Here is a 14,630-nt window from a genome sequence, read left to right as displayed (position 1 = left end):
CACACAAAGGTAACGACAACATGAAATTGATTAAACAACTTATCGCCCTGGCAACTGTCGCGCTGGCCGTCAACGCCCACGCGGCCGCCGCGCCGTCCAACGAAGCGCCGGACGTGCTGGTCAAGCGCATCAGCCAGGAAGTGATCGAGACCGCCAAGTCCGACAAAGCCATCCAGTCCGGCGACCAGAAGAAGGTGCTCGACCTGGTCGAAAGCAAGATCCTGCCCTACGTCGACTCGCAGCGCATGACCGCGCTGGCGGCCGGCCGCTTCTGGCGCGACGCCACGCCCGAACAGCAAAAACTGCTGTCGGACCAGTTCCGCACGCTGCTGATCTTCACCTACTCGGGCGCGCTGTCGCAGATTAAAAACGAAACCGTCGAATTCAAGCCGATGCGTTCCGACCCGTCCGACAACGAAGTGGAAGTGCGCTCGCAGGTCAACGTGGCCCGCGGCGAACCGATCCCGCTGAACTACCGCGTCGCCAAGACCCCGTCCGGCTGGAAGATCTACGACATCAATGTGCTCGGCGCATGGCTGGTCGAGACCTACAAAGGCACGTTCGCCTCCGAAATCAGCAAGGGCGGCATCGACGGCCTGATCAAGACGCTGACGGAAAAGAACAAGTCGCTGGCCAACAAGCCCCTGAAAACCGTCGCCAAGTAAGCCCTCACGCCATGTCCACCGCCGTTTCCGAAGCCATCGACAACCTGCAGTCGCTCACGACCCTGACCGTGCTCAACGCCACCGCGGCGCTGGAGCGCGGCCTGGCGGCCCTCAAGGCCGGCCAGACCGTGTTCGACCTGCGCCATGTGTTGACGGTGGATTCGGTGGCGGTGTCGGTCATGCTGGCGTGGCAGCGCGCCGCCCAGGACGCCGGCGTCAAGCTGGAACTGAAAAACCTGCCGCCGGCGCTGCAAAGCCTGACCAAGCTGTACGGCGTGTGCTCGCTGCTGTTCCCGACCGACGTCAAGCTGGAGCAGGATTGCGCCGGACAGGCCAATCCCGCCCACGAAGAATTCGCCCCGGTCGATGCGCCGGAGTCCTTCTTCACCCAAAAGACCGGTCTCGCCGACGACTCGTCTTCGCACCACCATCATTGATCCCCGCCCCACTCCGCTCCCCCGGTAAACAGCCAGTCCGGCTCTGCCGATCCGAATTTCCAATATAATTGAACGTTGCCGCTGCCCGAGAGCCGTGGCGCCCGCAGCATCTTCCGCCTTTTGGCACTACGCGCCGGACCCGTGCCGCCGCACCTTACAGATAAGTCAAGCATGACAGCGATCCAAATAAGTAATGTCGAGAAGCGCTACAAGTCGCTCCAGGCACTGGGCGGCGTGTCCCTTTCCATCGAAGAGGGTGAATTTTTCGGCCTGCTGGGCCCCAACGGCGCCGGCAAGACCACGCTGATTTCCATCATCGCGGGCCTGATCCGCCCCGACGCCGGCAAGGTCACCATCCACGGCCACGACGTCACCGGCGATTTCCGCGCGGCCCGCAAGAAGCTGGGCGTGGTGCCGCAGGAGCTGGTGTTCGATCCCTTCTTCACCGTGCGCGAAACGCTGCGCCTGCAGTCGGGCTATTTCGGCCTGCCCAACAACGACGCCTGGATCGATGAGGTGATGCACAACCTCGACCTGACCAACAAGGCTGACGTCAACATGCGCGCCCTGTCCGGCGGCATGAAGCGCCGCGTGCTGGTGGCGCAGGCGCTGGTGCACAAGCCGCCCGTGATCGTGCTCGACGAGCCGACCGCCGGCGTCGACGTCGAACTGCGCCAGACGCTGTGGAAGTTCATCTCGCGCCTGAACCGCGAAGGCCACACCGTGGTGCTAACCACCCACTACCTGGAAGAAGCGCAGGCCATGTGCAAGCGCGTGGCCATGCTCAAGAGCGGCAAGGTCGTGGCGCTGGACACGATGGCGTCGCTGATCCGCCGCATCTCCGGCTCGCAGCTGACGGTCAACCTGAGCAGCGGCGACCTGCCGCAAGACCTGCGCCACCTGGTCACGCATCCGGAAGAGTCGGAGCACGGCAAGAAGTACAGCCTGCGCATCAACGAATACGCCGAAGTCGAAACCCTGCTGGCGCGCCTGCGCGTATCCGGCGCCGTGATCGACGAAATGCAATTGCAACAAGCTGATTTGGAAGACATCTTCTTGCAGATCATGGATAAGGGCACCGTATGAACTTCATCTCCACCGGCTTCCGCACCCTGGTCTACAAGGAGACGCTGCGCTTCTGGAAGGTCGCCACGCAGACCGTCGCCGCACCCATCCTGACGGCGATGCTGTACCTGCTGATCTTCGGACACGTGCTCGAAGGCCGCGTCACCGTGTACGCGGACGTCAGCTACACCGCCTTCCTGATCCCCGGCCTGGTGATGATGAGCGTATTGCAGAACGCCTTCGCCAATTCGTCGTCCTCGCTGATCCAATCCAAGATCACCGGCAACCTGGTGTTCGTGCTGCTCACGCCCCTGTCGCACTGGGAGATCTTCTCCGCATACGTGCTGGCCGCCATGGTGCGCGGCATCGTGGTCGGTTTCGGCGTGTTCGTGGTGACGGCGTGGTTCGCCCACATGTCGTTCACGGCGCCGCTGTGGATCGTGGTGTTCGCGCTGCTGGGCGCGGCCATCCTCGGCACCATGGGCCTGATCGCCGGCATCTGGGCCGAGAAATTCGACCAGCTGGCCGCGTTCCAGAACTTCCTGATCATGCCGCTGACCTTCCTGTCCGGCGTGTTCTACTCCATCCATTCGCTGCCGCCGTTCTGGCTGACGGTCTCGCACCTGAACCCGTTCTTCTACATGATCGACGGTTTCCGCTACGGTTTCTTCGGCCAGTCGGACGTCAACCCGCTGGTCAGTGTGAGCATCGTCTCCGCCTTCCTGGTCGCGCTGGCGTTGCTGGCGATACGCTTACTGCGCAGCGGTTATCGCCTGCGCCACTAATTTTAAGGACTCATCATGGCTACCACTCCAGAACTCATCCACGGCTACATCTCGGCCGGCCTCGAATGCACCCACCTCGAAGTGGAGGGCGACGGCCAGCACTTCCAGGCCGTCATCGTCTCGCCCGCGTTTGCCGGCAAGCGTTTGATCCAGCGCCACCAGATCGTGTACGCCGCGCTGGGCGACCGCATGCGCGAAGAAATCCACGCGCTGTCGATGAAAACCCTCACCCCTGACGAATACCAAGGATAAGCAAGCATGGACAAGCTCCTCATACAAGGCGGCAACCGCCTGAACGGCGACATCAACATCTCCGGCGCGAAGAACGCGGCGCTGCCCATCCTGTGCGCCGGCCTGCTGACGTCGGGCGACGTCGAGCTGTCCAACGTGCCGCACCTGCACGACGTGGCCACCATCCTCAAGCTCTTGGGCCAGACCGGCCTGAAAGTAACGCAGGACGGCGACAAGGTCACCCTCAACGGCGGCGCCATCGACAAGCTGGAAGCCCCGTATGAGCTGGTGAAAACCATGCGCGCCTCGATCCTGGTGCTGGGTCCATTGCTGGCGCGCTTCGGCGAAGCCAAGGTCTCGCTGCCGGGCGGCTGCGCCATCGGCTCGCGCCCGGTGGATCAGCACATCAAGGGCCTGCAGGCGCTGGGCGCGGACATCACCGTCGAAGGCGGCTACATCTACGCCAAGTGCAAAAAGCTCAAGGGCGCGCGCATCGTCACCGACATGATCACCGTCACCGGCACCGAGAACCTGCTGATGGCCGCGACCCTGGCCGAAGGCGAGACCGTGCTGGAAAACGCCGCCTGCGAACCTGAAGTGACCGACCTGGCCAACCTGCTGGTGGCCATGGGCGCGAAGATCGAAGGCATAGGCACCAACCGCCTGACGATCCAGGGCGTCGAAGCTTTGCACGGCGCGAAGCACGCCGTGATCTCCGACCGCATCGAAGCGGCGACCTTCCTGTGCGCGGTGGCTGCCACCGGCGGCGACATCACGATCCGCAACACCCGCGTCGACATCATGGACGCCGCGCTGGACAAGCTGCGCGAGATCGGCCTGCAGATGACCATCGGCGACAACTGGATCCGCGCACAAATGGACAAGCGCCCGGCGCCCGTGACCTTCCGCACCACCGAATACCCGGGCTTCCCGACCGACATGCAGGCGCAGTTCATGGCGGTGAACACCATCGCCGACGGCGCCAGCCGCGTGACCGAGACGATCTTCGAAAACCGCTTCATGCACGTGCAGGAGATGAACCGTCTGGGCGCGTCGATTGAAACCGACGGCAACACGGCCTTCATCAAAGGCGTCGAGCAACTGGTGGGCGCGCCCGTGATGGCGACCGACCTGCGCGCCTCGGCGTCGCTGGTGATCGCGGCGCTGGCCGCGCGCGGCGAAACGCTGATCGACCGCATCTACCACCTCGACCGCGGCTACGACCAGATGGAAGTGAAACTGTCCGCGGTCGGCGCCAACATCAAACGGATTAAATAATCATGAGCGCATTCCAGGCCAACTCGCAGCTGATCCTCGCGCTGTCGAAGGGACGTATTTTCGAGGACACCCTGCCGCTGCTGGAAGCGGCCGGCATCACCGTCACCGAAAACCCGGAGACTTCCCGCAAGCTGATTTTGTCGACCAACGATCCCGACGTGCGCGTGATCATCGTGCGCGCCACCGACGTGCCGACCTACGTGCAGCACGGCGCGGCGGACTTCGGCGTGGCCGGCAAGGACGTGCTGCTGGAGCACGGTGGCGAAGGACTGTACCAACCCATCGACTTGAACATCGCGGCCTGCCGCATGTCGGTCGCGGTGCGCAACGGTTTCGATTACGAGACCGCCGTGCGCCAGGGCGCGCGCCTGCGCGTGGCCACCAAGTTCGTGGAAACCGCGCGCGAGCACTTCGCCAAGAAGGGCGTGCACGTCGACCTGATCAAGCTGTACGGCTCGATGGAACTGGCGCCGCTGGTCGGCCTGTCGGACGCCATCGTCGACGTGGTCAGCACCGGCAACACGCTGCGCGCCAACGACCTGAAAGAAGTCGAAGCGATCATGGACATCTCGTCGCGCCTGATCGTCAACCAGGCCGCGTTGAAGCTCAAGCGCGCCCGCCTGCAACCGATCATCGAAGCCTTCGAACGCGCCTCTAAAAAGTAAACCATCATGCCGATTCAAATCACCAAGCTCGATTCCACCCAAGCCGATTTCAAAAAGTCACTGGACGCCCTGCTGGCATTTGAAGCGAGCACCGATGAAGCGATCGAGCGCGCCGTCGCCGGCATCCTGGCCGACGTGAAGGCGCGCGGCGACGCCGCCGTGCTGGAATACACCAACCGCTTCGACCGCATTCCGAACGGCGGCGCCGCCAGCATGGCCGCCTTCGATATCCCCGAAGCCGAACTGCAGGCCGCATTGGCCGCGATTCCCGAGGCGCAGTGCAACGCGCTGCACACCGCCGCGCAACGCATCCGCGTGTTCCACGAGCGCCAGAAGCAGGAGCTGAACGGCTTCACCTACACCGAGGCCGATGGCACGGTGCTGGGCCAGAAGGTCACGCCGCTGGACCGCGTGGGCATCTACGTCCCCGGCGGCAAGGCGGCCTATCCATCGTCGGTGCTGATGAACGCGATACCCGCGCACGTCGCCGGCGTCGGCGAGATCACCATGGTGGTGCCGACTCCGGACGGCGTGAAGAACCAGATGGTGCTGGCCGCCGCCGCGATTGCCGGTGTCACGCGCGTCATCACCATCGGCGGCGCGCAGGCTGTGGCCGCGCTGGCGCACGGCACCGAGACCATCCAGCCGGTCGACAAGATCGTCGGCCCGGGCAACGCCTACGTGGCCGCCGCCAAGCGCCGCGTGTTCGGCATCGTCGGCATCGACATGATCGCCGGCCCGTCCGAAATCCTGATCATCTGCGACGGCACCACCGATCCCGATTGGGTGGCGATGGACCTGTTCTCGCAGGCCGAGCACGACGAGCTGGCGCAAGCCATCCTGCTGTGCCCCGACGCCGGCTACATCGCCAGGGTGGAGGCGAGCATCAACAAGCTGCTGCCGACGATGCCGCGCGCGGCAACGATCCGCACCTCGCTGACCGACCGCGGCGCGCTGGTGAAGGTGCGTGACATGGCCGAAGCCTGCGCCATCGCCAACAGCATCGCCGCCGAGCACCTGGAGATATCGGCCGAGAACCCGCAGCAGTGGGCCGACCAGATCCGCCACGCCGGCGCCATGTTCCTCGGCCGCTTCTCGTCCGAATCGCTGGGCGACTACTGCTGCGGCCCGAACCACGTGCTGCCGACGTCGCGCACCGCGCGCTTCTCGTCGCCGCTGGGCGTGTACGACTTCCAGAAACGCTCGTCGATCATCCACGTCAGCGAAGCCGGCGCGCAAACGCTGGGCAAGGTCGCGGCGGAACTGGCCTACGGCGAAGGCTTGCAGGCGCACGCCCGCAGCGCGGAGCTGCGCCTCAAATGAGCGAAGCGTGGATCAATCAGGTCTTCTGTGAGGATGCGCTGGCCGGACTGGCGCGCATCCCGGACGGTTCCATCGACCTGATACTGACCGACCCGCCGTACAACCTGGGCAAGGACTACGGCAACGACTCCGACTCGCAAACGGTGGAGGAGTACCTGCGCTGGACCGAGCAGTGGATCGACGCGGCGCTGCCGAAGTTGAAGCCCAACGGCAGCCTGTACATCTTCCTGACCTGGCGCTTTTCGCCGGAGATCTTCGTGCTGCTGAAAAAGCGCATGACGATGATGAACGAGATTATCTGGGACCGCCGCGTGCCGTCGATGGGCGGCAGCGTGCGCAGCTACTCGTCGGTGCACGACACCATCGGCTTCTTCGTGCGCCGCAAGGACTACTACTTCGACCTGGACTCGGTGCGCATTCCCTACGACGCCGAAACCAAGAAGGCCCGTTCGCGCTCGATCTTCGTCGGCGCCAAGTGGCTGGAGGTGGGCTACAACCCCAAGGATTTGTGGAGCGTGTCGCGCCTGCACCGTGAGCATCCCGAGCGCGCCGACCATCCGACGCAGAAGCCGCTGGAGATCATCGAGCGCATGGTCAAGGCCTCGTGCCCGCCGGACGGCGTGGTGCTGGACCTGTTCATGGGCAGCGGCACCACGGCCATCGCGGCCAAGCGCTGCGGGCGCAATTTCGTCGGCTTCGAACTGAATCCCGACTACTGCGCCATCATCGCCGAACGCCTGGCGATGCCTGAGGTGCCCGCGCCGCCCGAAAAGAAGAAAAAAGCATCACCCAAGCGAAGTTTAATCAACTCATAGGAGCCTTAGTAAGATGTCTTCCATCGACACCCTGGTCAACACCACCATCCGCTCCGACGTGCGCGCCATCCATGGCTACCATGTCGCCGACGCGAGTGGCTATATCAAACTGGATGCGATGGAGAACCCTTACCACCTGCCGCATCATCTGCGCGAGGAGCTGGCCAACCGCCTGGTGGATGTAACGCTGAACCGCTACCCGGTCGCCTCCTACGCCACTATCAAGGAACGCGTGCGCGCCAGGCTGGGCGTACCGGCCGGCTACGACGTCATGCTGGGCAACGGCTCCGATGAACTGATCTCCATCCTGTGCACCGGCTGCGCGCTGCAGGACCGCCGCGCCGTGGTGCTGGCGCCGACGCCGTCGTTCGTCATGTACCAGCGCTCGGCGCAGTTCGCGGGCATGGACTACGTGGGCGTGCCGTTGAAGGCCGACCTGACGCTGGACCTGCCGGCCATGCTGGCGGCGATCGCGCAGCACAAGCCGTCGCTGGTGTTTTTGTCCTATCCGAATAACCCGACCGGCAACCTGTTCGCGGCGGACGACATCGTCGCCATCATCAAGGCGCTCGATGGTTTCGGGCTGGCCGTGGTGGACGAAGCCTACGAGCCGTTCGCGCAGCAGACCTTCATGCACCGCCTGCCGGAGTTCGAGAACCTGGTGGTGATGCGCACCGTCTCGAAGCTGGGCCTGGCCGGCATCCGTCTCGGCTACATGTCGGCGGCGCCGGAATTGCTGGCGGAATTCGACAAAGTGCGGCCTCCTTACAACATCAACGTGTTGACGCAGGCAGCGGCCGAATTCGCGCTCGACCACGTGGAGGTGCTGAACCAGCAGGCCACCGATTTGCGCGCCGCACGCGCCGATCTGATGGCTGCATTGGCCGCCATGCCCGGTGTGCAGGTCTTCCCGTCGGCGGCGAATTTTATCTTGATACGGGTGCCGAATTCCGATGATGCCTATGCGAAACTGCTGTCCCGCAAGGTATTAATCAAAAATGTAGGTAAAATGCACGATGTGCTGGCCAATTGTTTGCGTATCACGGTCAGCACCCCGGAAGAGAATTCCGCCTTCCTCGATGCCTTCGCCGCATCGCTGGCATCCTGAGACCCATCGCGAGCCTTTCATGAACCGCACCGCAGAAATCATCCGCAACACCAACGAGACGCAAGTGCGCGTCTCGATCAACCTTGACGGCACCGGCCAGCAAAAGCTGAACACCGGCGTGCCCTTCCTGGACCACATGCTGGACCAGATCGCCCGTCACGGCCTGTTCGACCTGGAAGTGGAAGCGACCGGCGACATCCATATCGACAACCACCACACGGTGGAAGACGTCGGCATCACGCTGGGCATGGCGGTGGCCAAGGCCATCGGCGACCGCAAGGGCATCGTCCGCTACGGCCACTCGTATGTGCCGCTGGACGAGGCGCTCTCGCGCGTGGTGCTGGACTTCTCCGGCCGGCCAGGCATCGAGTACCACATCCCGTTCACGCGCGCGATGATCGGCACCTTCGACGTCGACCTGACGCTGGAATTCTTCCGCGGCTTCGTCAACCACGCGCTGGTGACGCTGCACATCGATAACCTGCGCGGCACCAACGCCCACCACCAGTGCGAAACCGTGTTCAAGGCCTTCGGCCGCGCGCTGCGCATGGCGTCCGAGCTGGACCCGCGCGCCGCCGGCACGATCCCGTCGACCAAGGGCAGCCTCTAAACAAAATCATGAAAAAAATCGTAGTAGTTGATTACGGCATGGGTAATCTGCGCTCGGTCGCGCAGGCCCTGCGCGCCGTCGCGCCCGAGGCCAATGTGCTGATCTCCGGCGAAGTGGCCGATATCGAATCCGCCGACCGCATCGTGCTGCCCGGCCAGGGCGCCATGCCGGATTGCATGCGCAGCCTGCGCGAATCCGGCGTGCAGGACGCGCTGCTGGTGGCCGCCAAGACCAAGCCGCTGATGGGCGTGTGCATCGGCGAGCAGATGCTGTTCGACGTCAGCGAGGAAGGCAATGCCGCCGGCCTGGGCCTGTTGCCCGGCAAGGTGGTGCGCTTCCAGCTGGACGGCCAGATCCAGGAGGACGGCTCGCGCTTCAAGGTGCCGCAGATGGGTTGGAACCAAGTCCATCAAACCGCGTCTCACCCGATGTGGCGCGATATCGCGGACGATAGTTACTTCTATTTCGTGCACAGCTATTTCGCCCAGCCCGCGCTGGCCGAACACACCGTCGGACAAACTGTCTACGGTGCGCCGTTCAGTTGCGCTGTCGCCCGTGATAATATTTTTGCGACCCAGTTCCACCCGGAGAAAAGCGCCGCGGCCGGATTGCAGTTGTACAAAAATTTCGTTCACTGGAACCCTTGATCTCATTTACCCCTAAATCTACCTAAACCATCATGCTGCTCATTCCTGCCATCGACCTCAAAGACGGTCACTGCGTTCGCTTGAAACAAGGCGATATGGAACTCGCCACCGTATTTTCCGAAGATCCGGCCGACATGGCTCTGCATTGGCTGAAACAGGGCGCGCGCCGCCTGCACCTGGTCGACCTGAACGGCGCCTTCGCCGGCAAGCCGAAGAACGAGGCTGCGGTCAAGGCCATCCTGAAAGTGGTGCAGGAGTACGCCGAGGAAAACGACCTGGACGAAATCCCCGTGCAACTGGGCGGCGGCATCCGCGATCTCGACACCATCGAGCGCTACCTGGACGCCGGCATCAGCTACGTCATCATCGGCACCGCCGCGGTCAAGGAGCCGGGCTTCCTGCACGACGCCTGCGGCGCCTTCCCCGGCCACATCATCGTCGGCCTGGACGCCAAGGACGGCAAGGTCGCCACCGACGGCTGGAGCAAGATGTCCGGCCACGAAGTGATCGACCTGGCGCAGAAGTTCGAAGCCTACGGCGTGGAATCGATCATCTACACCGACATCGGCCGCGACGGCATGATGGGCGGCGTGAACATCGAGGCCACCGTCAAGCTGGCGCAGGCGGTCAAGATCCCGGTCATCGCCTCGGGCGGCCTGCACAACCTGGGCGACGTGGAAGCGCTGTGCGCGGTGCAGGACGAAGGCATCGAAGGCGTGATCTGCGGCCGTTCGATTTACGAAGGCACCATCGACCTGGCCTCGGCCCAGTTGCGCGCGGACGAACTGAGCGGCGACGTGGTCGAAGAAGACACGGAAGAATAATGCTCGCTAAACGCATCATCCCCTGCCTGGACGTGACCGATGGCCGCGTCGTCAAAGGCGTCAATTTCACCGAGCTGCGCGACGCCGGCGACCCGGTGGAAATCGCCCGCCGCTACGACGAGCAGGGCGCCGACGAACTGACCTTCCTCGACATCACCGCCACCAGCGACAACCGCGGCCTGATCCTGGACATCATCGAGGCCGTGGCCTCGCAGGTGTTCATTCCGCTGACCGTGGGCGGCGGCGTGCGCGAGGTGGCCGATGTGCGCCGCCTGCTCAACGCCGGCGCGGACAAGGTCGCGATGAACTCGTCGGCGGTGTCGAATCCGCAGCTGGTGTTCGACGCCTCGCAAAAGCACGGTTCGCAATGCATCGTGGTGGCGATCGACGCCAAGCAGGTCGCGCCGGGCAAGTGGGAAGTGTTCACCCACGGCGGCCGCAAGGCCACCGGCATCGACGCCATCGAGTGGGCGAAGAAAATGGAGCAGCTGGGCGCCGGCGAAATCCTGCTGACCAGCATGGACCGCGACGGCACCAAGTCCGGCTTCGACCTGGGCCTGACGCGCGGCGTGTCCGACGCGATCAACATCCCGGTGATCGCCTCGGGCGGCGTCGGCGGCCTGCAGGACCTGGCCGACGGCATCAAGCTGGGCAAGGCCGACGCGGTGCTGGCGGCCAGCATCTTCCACTACGGCCAGCACACCGTGCAGGAAGCCAAGCGGTTCATGGCGCAGCAGGGCATTCCGATGCGCCTGGTTTAAACGGAAAATAACGATGTCGACTACCCCAAGCGCCTTGGCCAAGGCTAAATGGCTGAAGAAGGTCCAATGGGACGAGCACGGCCTGGTGCCGGTCATCGCCCAGGAAGCGGGCAGCAACGATGTGTTGATGTTCGCCTGGATGAACCGCGAAGCGCTGGCCAAGACGGTCGAGCTGGGCGAGGCCGTCTACTGGAGCCGCTCGCGCAAGAAGCTGTGGCACAAGGGCGAGGAGTCCGGCCACGTGCAGAAGGTGCTGGAAATCCGCCTCGACTGCGACGAGGACGTGGTGCTGCTCAAGATCGAGCAGGCCGGCGGCATCGCCTGCCACACCGGCCGCCATTCCTGCTTCTTCCAGAAGTTCGAGGGCGACGCGCTGGAAGGCGACTGGCAGAACACCGAGCCGGTGCTGAAGGACCCATCGGAAATCTACACCCCCGCCACCGTGGCGAAAACCAAAGCAAAGAAACCGACATGAGCACTATCCTGGACCGCCTGGCCGACATCATCGAGTCGCGCAAACTGGCCAACGGGGGCGATCCCGCCACGTCCTACACCTCCAAGCTGTTCTCCAAGGGCGACGACGCCATCCTGAAGAAAATCGGCGAGGAAGCCACCGAGACCGTCATGGCCGCCAAGGATGCGCGCGCCGGCGGCGACAGCGGCAAGGTGCTGTACGAGGTGGCCGACTTGTGGTTCCATACGCTGGTGCTGCTGGCCCAGTTCGATTTGAAGCCGCAGCAGGTACTCGACGAGCTGGCGCGCCGCGAAGGCGTCTCCGGCATCGAGGAAAAAGCCGCCCGCAAGGAATAACCCCCCACTCACGGAGTCGTTGTGGAAAACTGCCTGTTTTGCAAGATAGCTGAAAAGAAAATCCCCTCCGCCATCGTCTACGAAGACGAAGAGCTGCTGGCCTTCAAGGACATCAACCCGGCCGCGCCGGTGCATTTGCTGGTGATTCCGAAGAAACATTTCGCCACGCTGTCCGACTGCAGCGCCAACGAGGCGCCGTTGCTGGGCAAGATGCTGGCGCTGGCCCCCCGTCTGGCAGAGGAAGCCGGCTGCGCGGTCGGCTATGATGCGGACGGCTCGCCCACCGGCGGCTACAAGACGCTGATTAACAGTGGGCCCAACGGCGGCCAGGAGGTGTACCATTTACACCTGCACGTGATCGGCGGCCCGCACCCTTGGCGCGGACAACGCTAGTCACAATGGCGGGATATCGCTAGCCGCATGACATCTACATGACAGGCTGCGGTTCGCTTATACTGTCGCAGCAGTTCTCGAATCAACGGATAAATTGGGCGCGCGCGCCTTGCAAGGGGAATATGATGGGTTCATTCAGTATTTGGCATTGGCTGATCGTGCTGGTCATCGTGATGCTGGTTTTCGGCACCAAGAAACTGGGCAACATGGGTTCGGACATCGGCAAGGCCGTCAAGGGCTTCAAGGATGGCGTCAAGGGCGAGGACGACAAGCCGGCCACGCCAGCCGCGCCGGGCACCATCGACGTCGACGCTAAAGAGAAGAAGTAAGCCGGGGGAGCGCCGCTCCCTGCCAGGCTGAAACCACCTTATGATCGATCTCGGTCTTACCAAACTTGCTGTGATCGGCGTGGTTGCGCTGGTCGTCATCGGTCCTGAAAAGCTGCCCAAGGTGGCGCGCATGGCCGGGACGCTGTACGGCCGCGCCCAGCGCTACCTCAACGAAGTCAAATCCGAAGTCTCGCGCGAGATCGAACTGGAAGAGTTGAAAAACCTCCAGAAGGAAGTGCAGGCGGCGGCCGAGAGCGTGAAGGCGGACGTCGAGAATTCGATGTCGCAGCACGTGGCCGAGGTGGAAAACGCCTGGCACGACACGCCGACCATCCACACGCCGACCATCAGCACCGCCACCACCGACGACCTGTCGCGCAAGGCGCGCGAGTTCCGCCGCAAGAAGTTGGTGCGCAATTCGGCCATCCCCGGCTGGTACAAGCAGCGCCACGGCGGCAAGATGCACGTGACCTCCGGCGCCGCGCGCGTGGCCCGCTTCCGTCCCGGCAGCAACTCCTCTTCTTCGTTCTACTAAATGACTACTCCTGAAAAGGGCGAAGAGACCTTTATCTCTCACCTGATCGAATTGCGCGACCGTCTGGTCAAGGCATCGATCGGCATTGCCATCGTCTGCATCGCGCTGATGATCTGGCCCGGTCCCTCGCAGATCTACGACTTCATCGCGCGGCCGATGATCGCCTCGCTGCCGGTCGGCTCGAAGATGATCGCCACCGGCGTGATTTCGCCGTTCCTGGTGCCGATGAAGGTGACGCTGGTCATCTCCATCATCCTGTCGCTGCCGTGGGTGCTGTACCAGCTCTGGGCCTTCGTGGCGCCGGGCTTGTACGCGCACGAGAAGCGCCTGATCGCGCCGCTGGTGATTTCGTCGTCGGTGCTGTTCATGGCCGGCGTGGCGTTCTGCTACTTCCTGGTGTTTGGGCGCGTGTTCCAGTTCATTTCCGAGTTCTCGCCGCATTCGATCGCGGTGACGCCGGATATCGAGAACTACCTGGACTTCGTCATGTCGATGTGCCTGGCGTTCGGCGCGACCTTCGAGGTGCCGGTGGTGGTGGTGATTTTGGTGCGCATGGGTTTGGTCAGCGTGGCCAAGCTGAAGGAGATACGGCCTTACGCCATCGTGGGCGCCTTCGTGGTGGCTGCGATCGTCACGCCGCCGGATGCGGTCAGCATGTTCTCGCTGGCGATACCGATGTGCCTGCTGTTCGAACTGGGCCTGCTGGTGGCGCCGATGTTCGTGCGCATGTCGACGGCGCCGGAAGAGAAGGCCTGATCTATCGGGCTAGGGCAGCCGGCTCAATATCTTGAAAAGCACGCCGAGCGTGACGCCGTGCAGTACCAGCGATATTCCGGTCACCACGTAAAGAATGTTGAACCGGATATTCATGTGCGCCTTCAGCTCGGCGAGTTGCGCCTTCAGCACGACGATCTGCGTTTTCAGTTCGTCAATCTGGCCTTGCATGTCGCTGCGCAGCTTTTCGATCTGTTCTTGCACGTCGCTGCGCAGCTTCTCGATCTGACCTTGCACATCGCTGCGCAGCTTCTCGATCTGACCTTGCACGTCGCTGCGCAGTTTCTCGATCTGCGCCTGGATTTCGCTGCGCAGCATCTCGATGCGGGCGATGAGGTCCGTTTTCAGCAATAGCAAATCAGCCGGTGTGACGGTGGATTCGGCCAGCGCGTCGCGCAAAGCCAGTGACTGCGCTTCGGCCTGGTCTTGAGGCAAACCGGCTTCCACAAGTTTTCTGGCGTACTCAAGAGTGTCGAACCTGATAGGCATGTCCATCATCGCTCCCTGATTAAATAATAGCAGAAACTGGCCAGCGTACCGGCCAGCTCCCACCCTATCGAATCAATGGATGAGCC

General features: G+C 63.2%; 21 protein-coding genes. 20 read left to right on the top strand and 1 reads right to left on the bottom strand.

What is annotated here, in order from left to right; genetic code table 11:
* The first annotated feature begins 20 nt into the window (after positions 1 to 20).
* The 20 genes from AC07WS_RS01060 (at position 21) to tatC (ending at position 14,037) form a co-directional block, all read left to right on the top strand.
* The gene (locus tag AC07WS_RS01060; RefSeq protein WP_494727311.1) at positions 21 to 665 is read left to right on the top strand and encodes an MlaC/ttg2D family ABC transporter substrate-binding protein; all 645 of its coding nucleotides are present in this window, start codon (positions 21 to 23) and stop codon (positions 663 to 665) included.
* Between the two features lie 11 nt (positions 666 to 676).
* Positions 677 to 1,102, top strand: a complete 426-nt coding sequence (locus AC07WS_RS01055; RefSeq protein WP_494727310.1) for an STAS domain-containing protein — start codon at positions 677 to 679, stop codon at positions 1,100 to 1,102.
* Between the two features lie 171 nt (positions 1,103 to 1,273).
* On the top strand, positions 1,274 to 2,188 hold the full coding sequence (locus tag AC07WS_RS01050; RefSeq protein ID WP_494727309.1) for an ABC transporter ATP-binding protein: 915 nt from the start codon (positions 1,274 to 1,276) through the stop codon (positions 2,186 to 2,188).
* Positions 2,185 to 2,952 carry an ABC transporter permease gene (locus tag AC07WS_RS01045; RefSeq protein WP_494727308.1) on the top strand — a complete coding sequence of 256 codons (768 nt, stop codon included), beginning with the start codon at positions 2,185 to 2,187 and terminating at the stop codon, positions 2,950 to 2,952. The genes AC07WS_RS01050 and AC07WS_RS01045 overlap by 4 nt, the downstream gene beginning before the upstream one ends.
* A gap of 15 nt (positions 2,953 to 2,967) precedes the next feature.
* Entirely contained in the window at positions 2,968 to 3,204 is a 237-nt protein-coding gene (locus AC07WS_RS01040; RefSeq protein WP_494727307.1) for a BolA family protein, read from the top strand.
* A 6-nt stretch (positions 3,205 to 3,210) separates the two neighbouring features.
* Positions 3,211 to 4,461, top strand: coding sequence for a UDP-N-acetylglucosamine 1-carboxyvinyltransferase (murA, locus tag AC07WS_RS01035; RefSeq protein WP_494727306.1), 1,251 nt, complete (start codon positions 3,211 to 3,213; stop codon positions 4,459 to 4,461).
* A gap of 2 nt (positions 4,462 to 4,463) precedes the next feature.
* Positions 4,464 to 5,126: an ATP phosphoribosyltransferase gene (hisG, locus tag AC07WS_RS01030; RefSeq protein WP_008443069.1), complete on the top strand. Its 663-nt coding sequence runs from the start codon at positions 4,464 to 4,466 to the stop codon at positions 5,124 to 5,126.
* Positions 5,127 to 5,132: 6 nt separating this feature from the next.
* Positions 5,133 to 6,449, top strand: a complete 1,317-nt coding sequence (gene hisD, locus AC07WS_RS01025; RefSeq protein WP_494727305.1) for a histidinol dehydrogenase — start codon at positions 5,133 to 5,135, stop codon at positions 6,447 to 6,449.
* Complete coding sequence (locus AC07WS_RS01020) at positions 6,446 to 7,264, top strand: DNA-methyltransferase (RefSeq protein ID WP_494727304.1); 819 nt, start codon at positions 6,446 to 6,448, stop codon at positions 7,262 to 7,264. The genes hisD and AC07WS_RS01020 overlap by 4 nt, the downstream gene beginning before the upstream one ends.
* Positions 7,265 to 7,277: 13 nt before the next feature.
* Complete coding sequence (hisC, locus tag AC07WS_RS01015; RefSeq protein WP_494727303.1) at positions 7,278 to 8,372, top strand: histidinol-phosphate transaminase; 1,095 nt, start codon at positions 7,278 to 7,280, stop codon at positions 8,370 to 8,372.
* A gap of 19 nt (positions 8,373 to 8,391) precedes the next feature.
* Positions 8,392 to 8,982, top strand: coding sequence for an imidazoleglycerol-phosphate dehydratase HisB (gene hisB, locus AC07WS_RS01010; protein WP_161095267.1), 591 nt, complete (start codon positions 8,392 to 8,394; stop codon positions 8,980 to 8,982).
* A gap of 8 nt (positions 8,983 to 8,990) precedes the next feature.
* Entirely contained in the window at positions 8,991 to 9,629 is a 639-nt protein-coding gene (gene hisH, locus AC07WS_RS01005; protein WP_117012195.1) for an imidazole glycerol phosphate synthase subunit HisH, read from the top strand.
* Positions 9,630 to 9,661: 32 nt separating this feature from the next.
* On the top strand, positions 9,662 to 10,453 hold the full coding sequence (hisA, locus tag AC07WS_RS01000; protein ID WP_161083055.1) for a 1-(5-phosphoribosyl)-5-[(5-phosphoribosylamino)methylideneamino]imidazole-4-carboxamide isomerase: 792 nt from the start codon (positions 9,662 to 9,664) through the stop codon (positions 10,451 to 10,453).
* Complete coding sequence (hisF, locus tag AC07WS_RS00995) at positions 10,453 to 11,214, top strand: imidazole glycerol phosphate synthase subunit HisF (protein ID WP_494727302.1); 762 nt, start codon at positions 10,453 to 10,455, stop codon at positions 11,212 to 11,214. The genes hisA and hisF overlap by 1 nt, the downstream gene beginning before the upstream one ends.
* 13 nt (positions 11,215 to 11,227) lie before the next feature.
* Positions 11,228 to 11,689, top strand: a complete 462-nt coding sequence (hisI, locus tag AC07WS_RS00990) for a phosphoribosyl-AMP cyclohydrolase (protein ID WP_117012192.1) — start codon at positions 11,228 to 11,230, stop codon at positions 11,687 to 11,689.
* On the top strand, positions 11,686 to 12,024 hold the full coding sequence (locus tag AC07WS_RS00985) for a phosphoribosyl-ATP diphosphatase (protein WP_117012191.1): 339 nt from the start codon (positions 11,686 to 11,688) through the stop codon (positions 12,022 to 12,024). Before hisI ends, AC07WS_RS00985 begins: the two co-directional genes overlap by 4 nt.
* Before the next feature lie 21 nt (positions 12,025 to 12,045).
* Entirely contained in the window at positions 12,046 to 12,417 is a 372-nt protein-coding gene (locus AC07WS_RS00980) for a histidine triad nucleotide-binding protein (RefSeq protein ID WP_494727301.1), read from the top strand.
* Between the two features lie 125 nt (positions 12,418 to 12,542).
* On the top strand, positions 12,543 to 12,746 hold the full coding sequence (gene tatA / locus AC07WS_RS00975) for a Sec-independent protein translocase subunit TatA (protein WP_117012745.1): 204 nt from the start codon (positions 12,543 to 12,545) through the stop codon (positions 12,744 to 12,746).
* A 40-nt stretch (positions 12,747 to 12,786) separates the two neighbouring features.
* Positions 12,787 to 13,281 carry a Sec-independent protein translocase protein TatB gene (gene tatB / locus AC07WS_RS00970; RefSeq protein ID WP_494727300.1) on the top strand — a complete coding sequence of 165 codons (495 nt, stop codon included), beginning with the start codon at positions 12,787 to 12,789 and terminating at the stop codon, positions 13,279 to 13,281.
* Positions 13,282 to 14,037 carry a twin-arginine translocase subunit TatC gene (gene tatC, locus AC07WS_RS00965; RefSeq protein WP_494727299.1) on the top strand — a complete coding sequence of 252 codons (756 nt, stop codon included), beginning with the start codon at positions 13,282 to 13,284 and terminating at the stop codon, positions 14,035 to 14,037.
* Between the two features lie 9 nt (positions 14,038 to 14,046).
* Here tatC and AC07WS_RS00960 read toward each other — a convergent pair whose 3' ends face one another.
* Positions 14,047 to 14,550: a CCDC90 family protein gene (locus AC07WS_RS00960; RefSeq protein WP_494727298.1), complete on the bottom strand. Its 504-nt coding sequence runs from the start codon at positions 14,548 to 14,550 to the stop codon at positions 14,047 to 14,049.
* Positions 14,551 to 14,630: the final 80 nt, after the last annotated feature.

The sequence above is a fragment of the Duganella sp. GW821-FHT01E12 genome (assembly GCF_059422325.1).
Note: the sequence above shows the minus strand (reverse complement) of the source record. Positions and strands in the feature narration are given on the sequence as shown.

Coding starts and splice junctions, on each gene's coding strand:
- AC07WS_RS01060 (WP_494727311.1), top strand. CDS start 21: ATGAAATTGATTAAACAACTTATCGCCCTGGCAACTGTCGCGCTGGCC.
- AC07WS_RS01055 (WP_494727310.1), top strand. CDS start 677: ATGTCCACCGCCGTTTCCGAAGCCATCGACAACCTGCAGTCGCTCACG.
- AC07WS_RS01050 (WP_494727309.1), top strand. CDS start 1,274: ATGACAGCGATCCAAATAAGTAATGTCGAGAAGCGCTACAAGTCGCTC.
- AC07WS_RS01045 (WP_494727308.1), top strand. CDS start 2,185: ATGAACTTCATCTCCACCGGCTTCCGCACCCTGGTCTACAAGGAGACG.
- AC07WS_RS01040 (WP_494727307.1), top strand. CDS start 2,968: ATGGCTACCACTCCAGAACTCATCCACGGCTACATCTCGGCCGGCCTC.
- murA (WP_494727306.1), top strand. CDS start 3,211: ATGGACAAGCTCCTCATACAAGGCGGCAACCGCCTGAACGGCGACATC.
- hisG (WP_008443069.1), top strand. CDS start 4,464: ATGAGCGCATTCCAGGCCAACTCGCAGCTGATCCTCGCGCTGTCGAAG.
- hisD (WP_494727305.1), top strand. CDS start 5,133: ATGCCGATTCAAATCACCAAGCTCGATTCCACCCAAGCCGATTTCAAA.
- AC07WS_RS01020 (WP_494727304.1), top strand. CDS start 6,446: ATGAGCGAAGCGTGGATCAATCAGGTCTTCTGTGAGGATGCGCTGGCC.
- hisC (WP_494727303.1), top strand. CDS start 7,278: ATGTCTTCCATCGACACCCTGGTCAACACCACCATCCGCTCCGACGTG.
- hisB (WP_161095267.1), top strand. CDS start 8,392: ATGAACCGCACCGCAGAAATCATCCGCAACACCAACGAGACGCAAGTG.
- hisH (WP_117012195.1), top strand. CDS start 8,991: ATGAAAAAAATCGTAGTAGTTGATTACGGCATGGGTAATCTGCGCTCG.
- hisA (WP_161083055.1), top strand. CDS start 9,662: ATGCTGCTCATTCCTGCCATCGACCTCAAAGACGGTCACTGCGTTCGC.
- hisF (WP_494727302.1), top strand. CDS start 10,453: ATGCTCGCTAAACGCATCATCCCCTGCCTGGACGTGACCGATGGCCGC.
- hisI (WP_117012192.1), top strand. CDS start 11,228: ATGTCGACTACCCCAAGCGCCTTGGCCAAGGCTAAATGGCTGAAGAAG.
- AC07WS_RS00985 (WP_117012191.1), top strand. CDS start 11,686: ATGAGCACTATCCTGGACCGCCTGGCCGACATCATCGAGTCGCGCAAA.
- tatA (WP_117012745.1), top strand. CDS start 12,543: ATGGGTTCATTCAGTATTTGGCATTGGCTGATCGTGCTGGTCATCGTG.
- tatB (WP_494727300.1), top strand. CDS start 12,787: ATGATCGATCTCGGTCTTACCAAACTTGCTGTGATCGGCGTGGTTGCG.
- tatC (WP_494727299.1), top strand. CDS start 13,282: ATGACTACTCCTGAAAAGGGCGAAGAGACCTTTATCTCTCACCTGATC.
- AC07WS_RS00960 (WP_494727298.1), bottom strand. CDS start 14,550: ATGGACATGCCTATCAGGTTCGACACTCTTGAGTACGCCAGAAAACTT.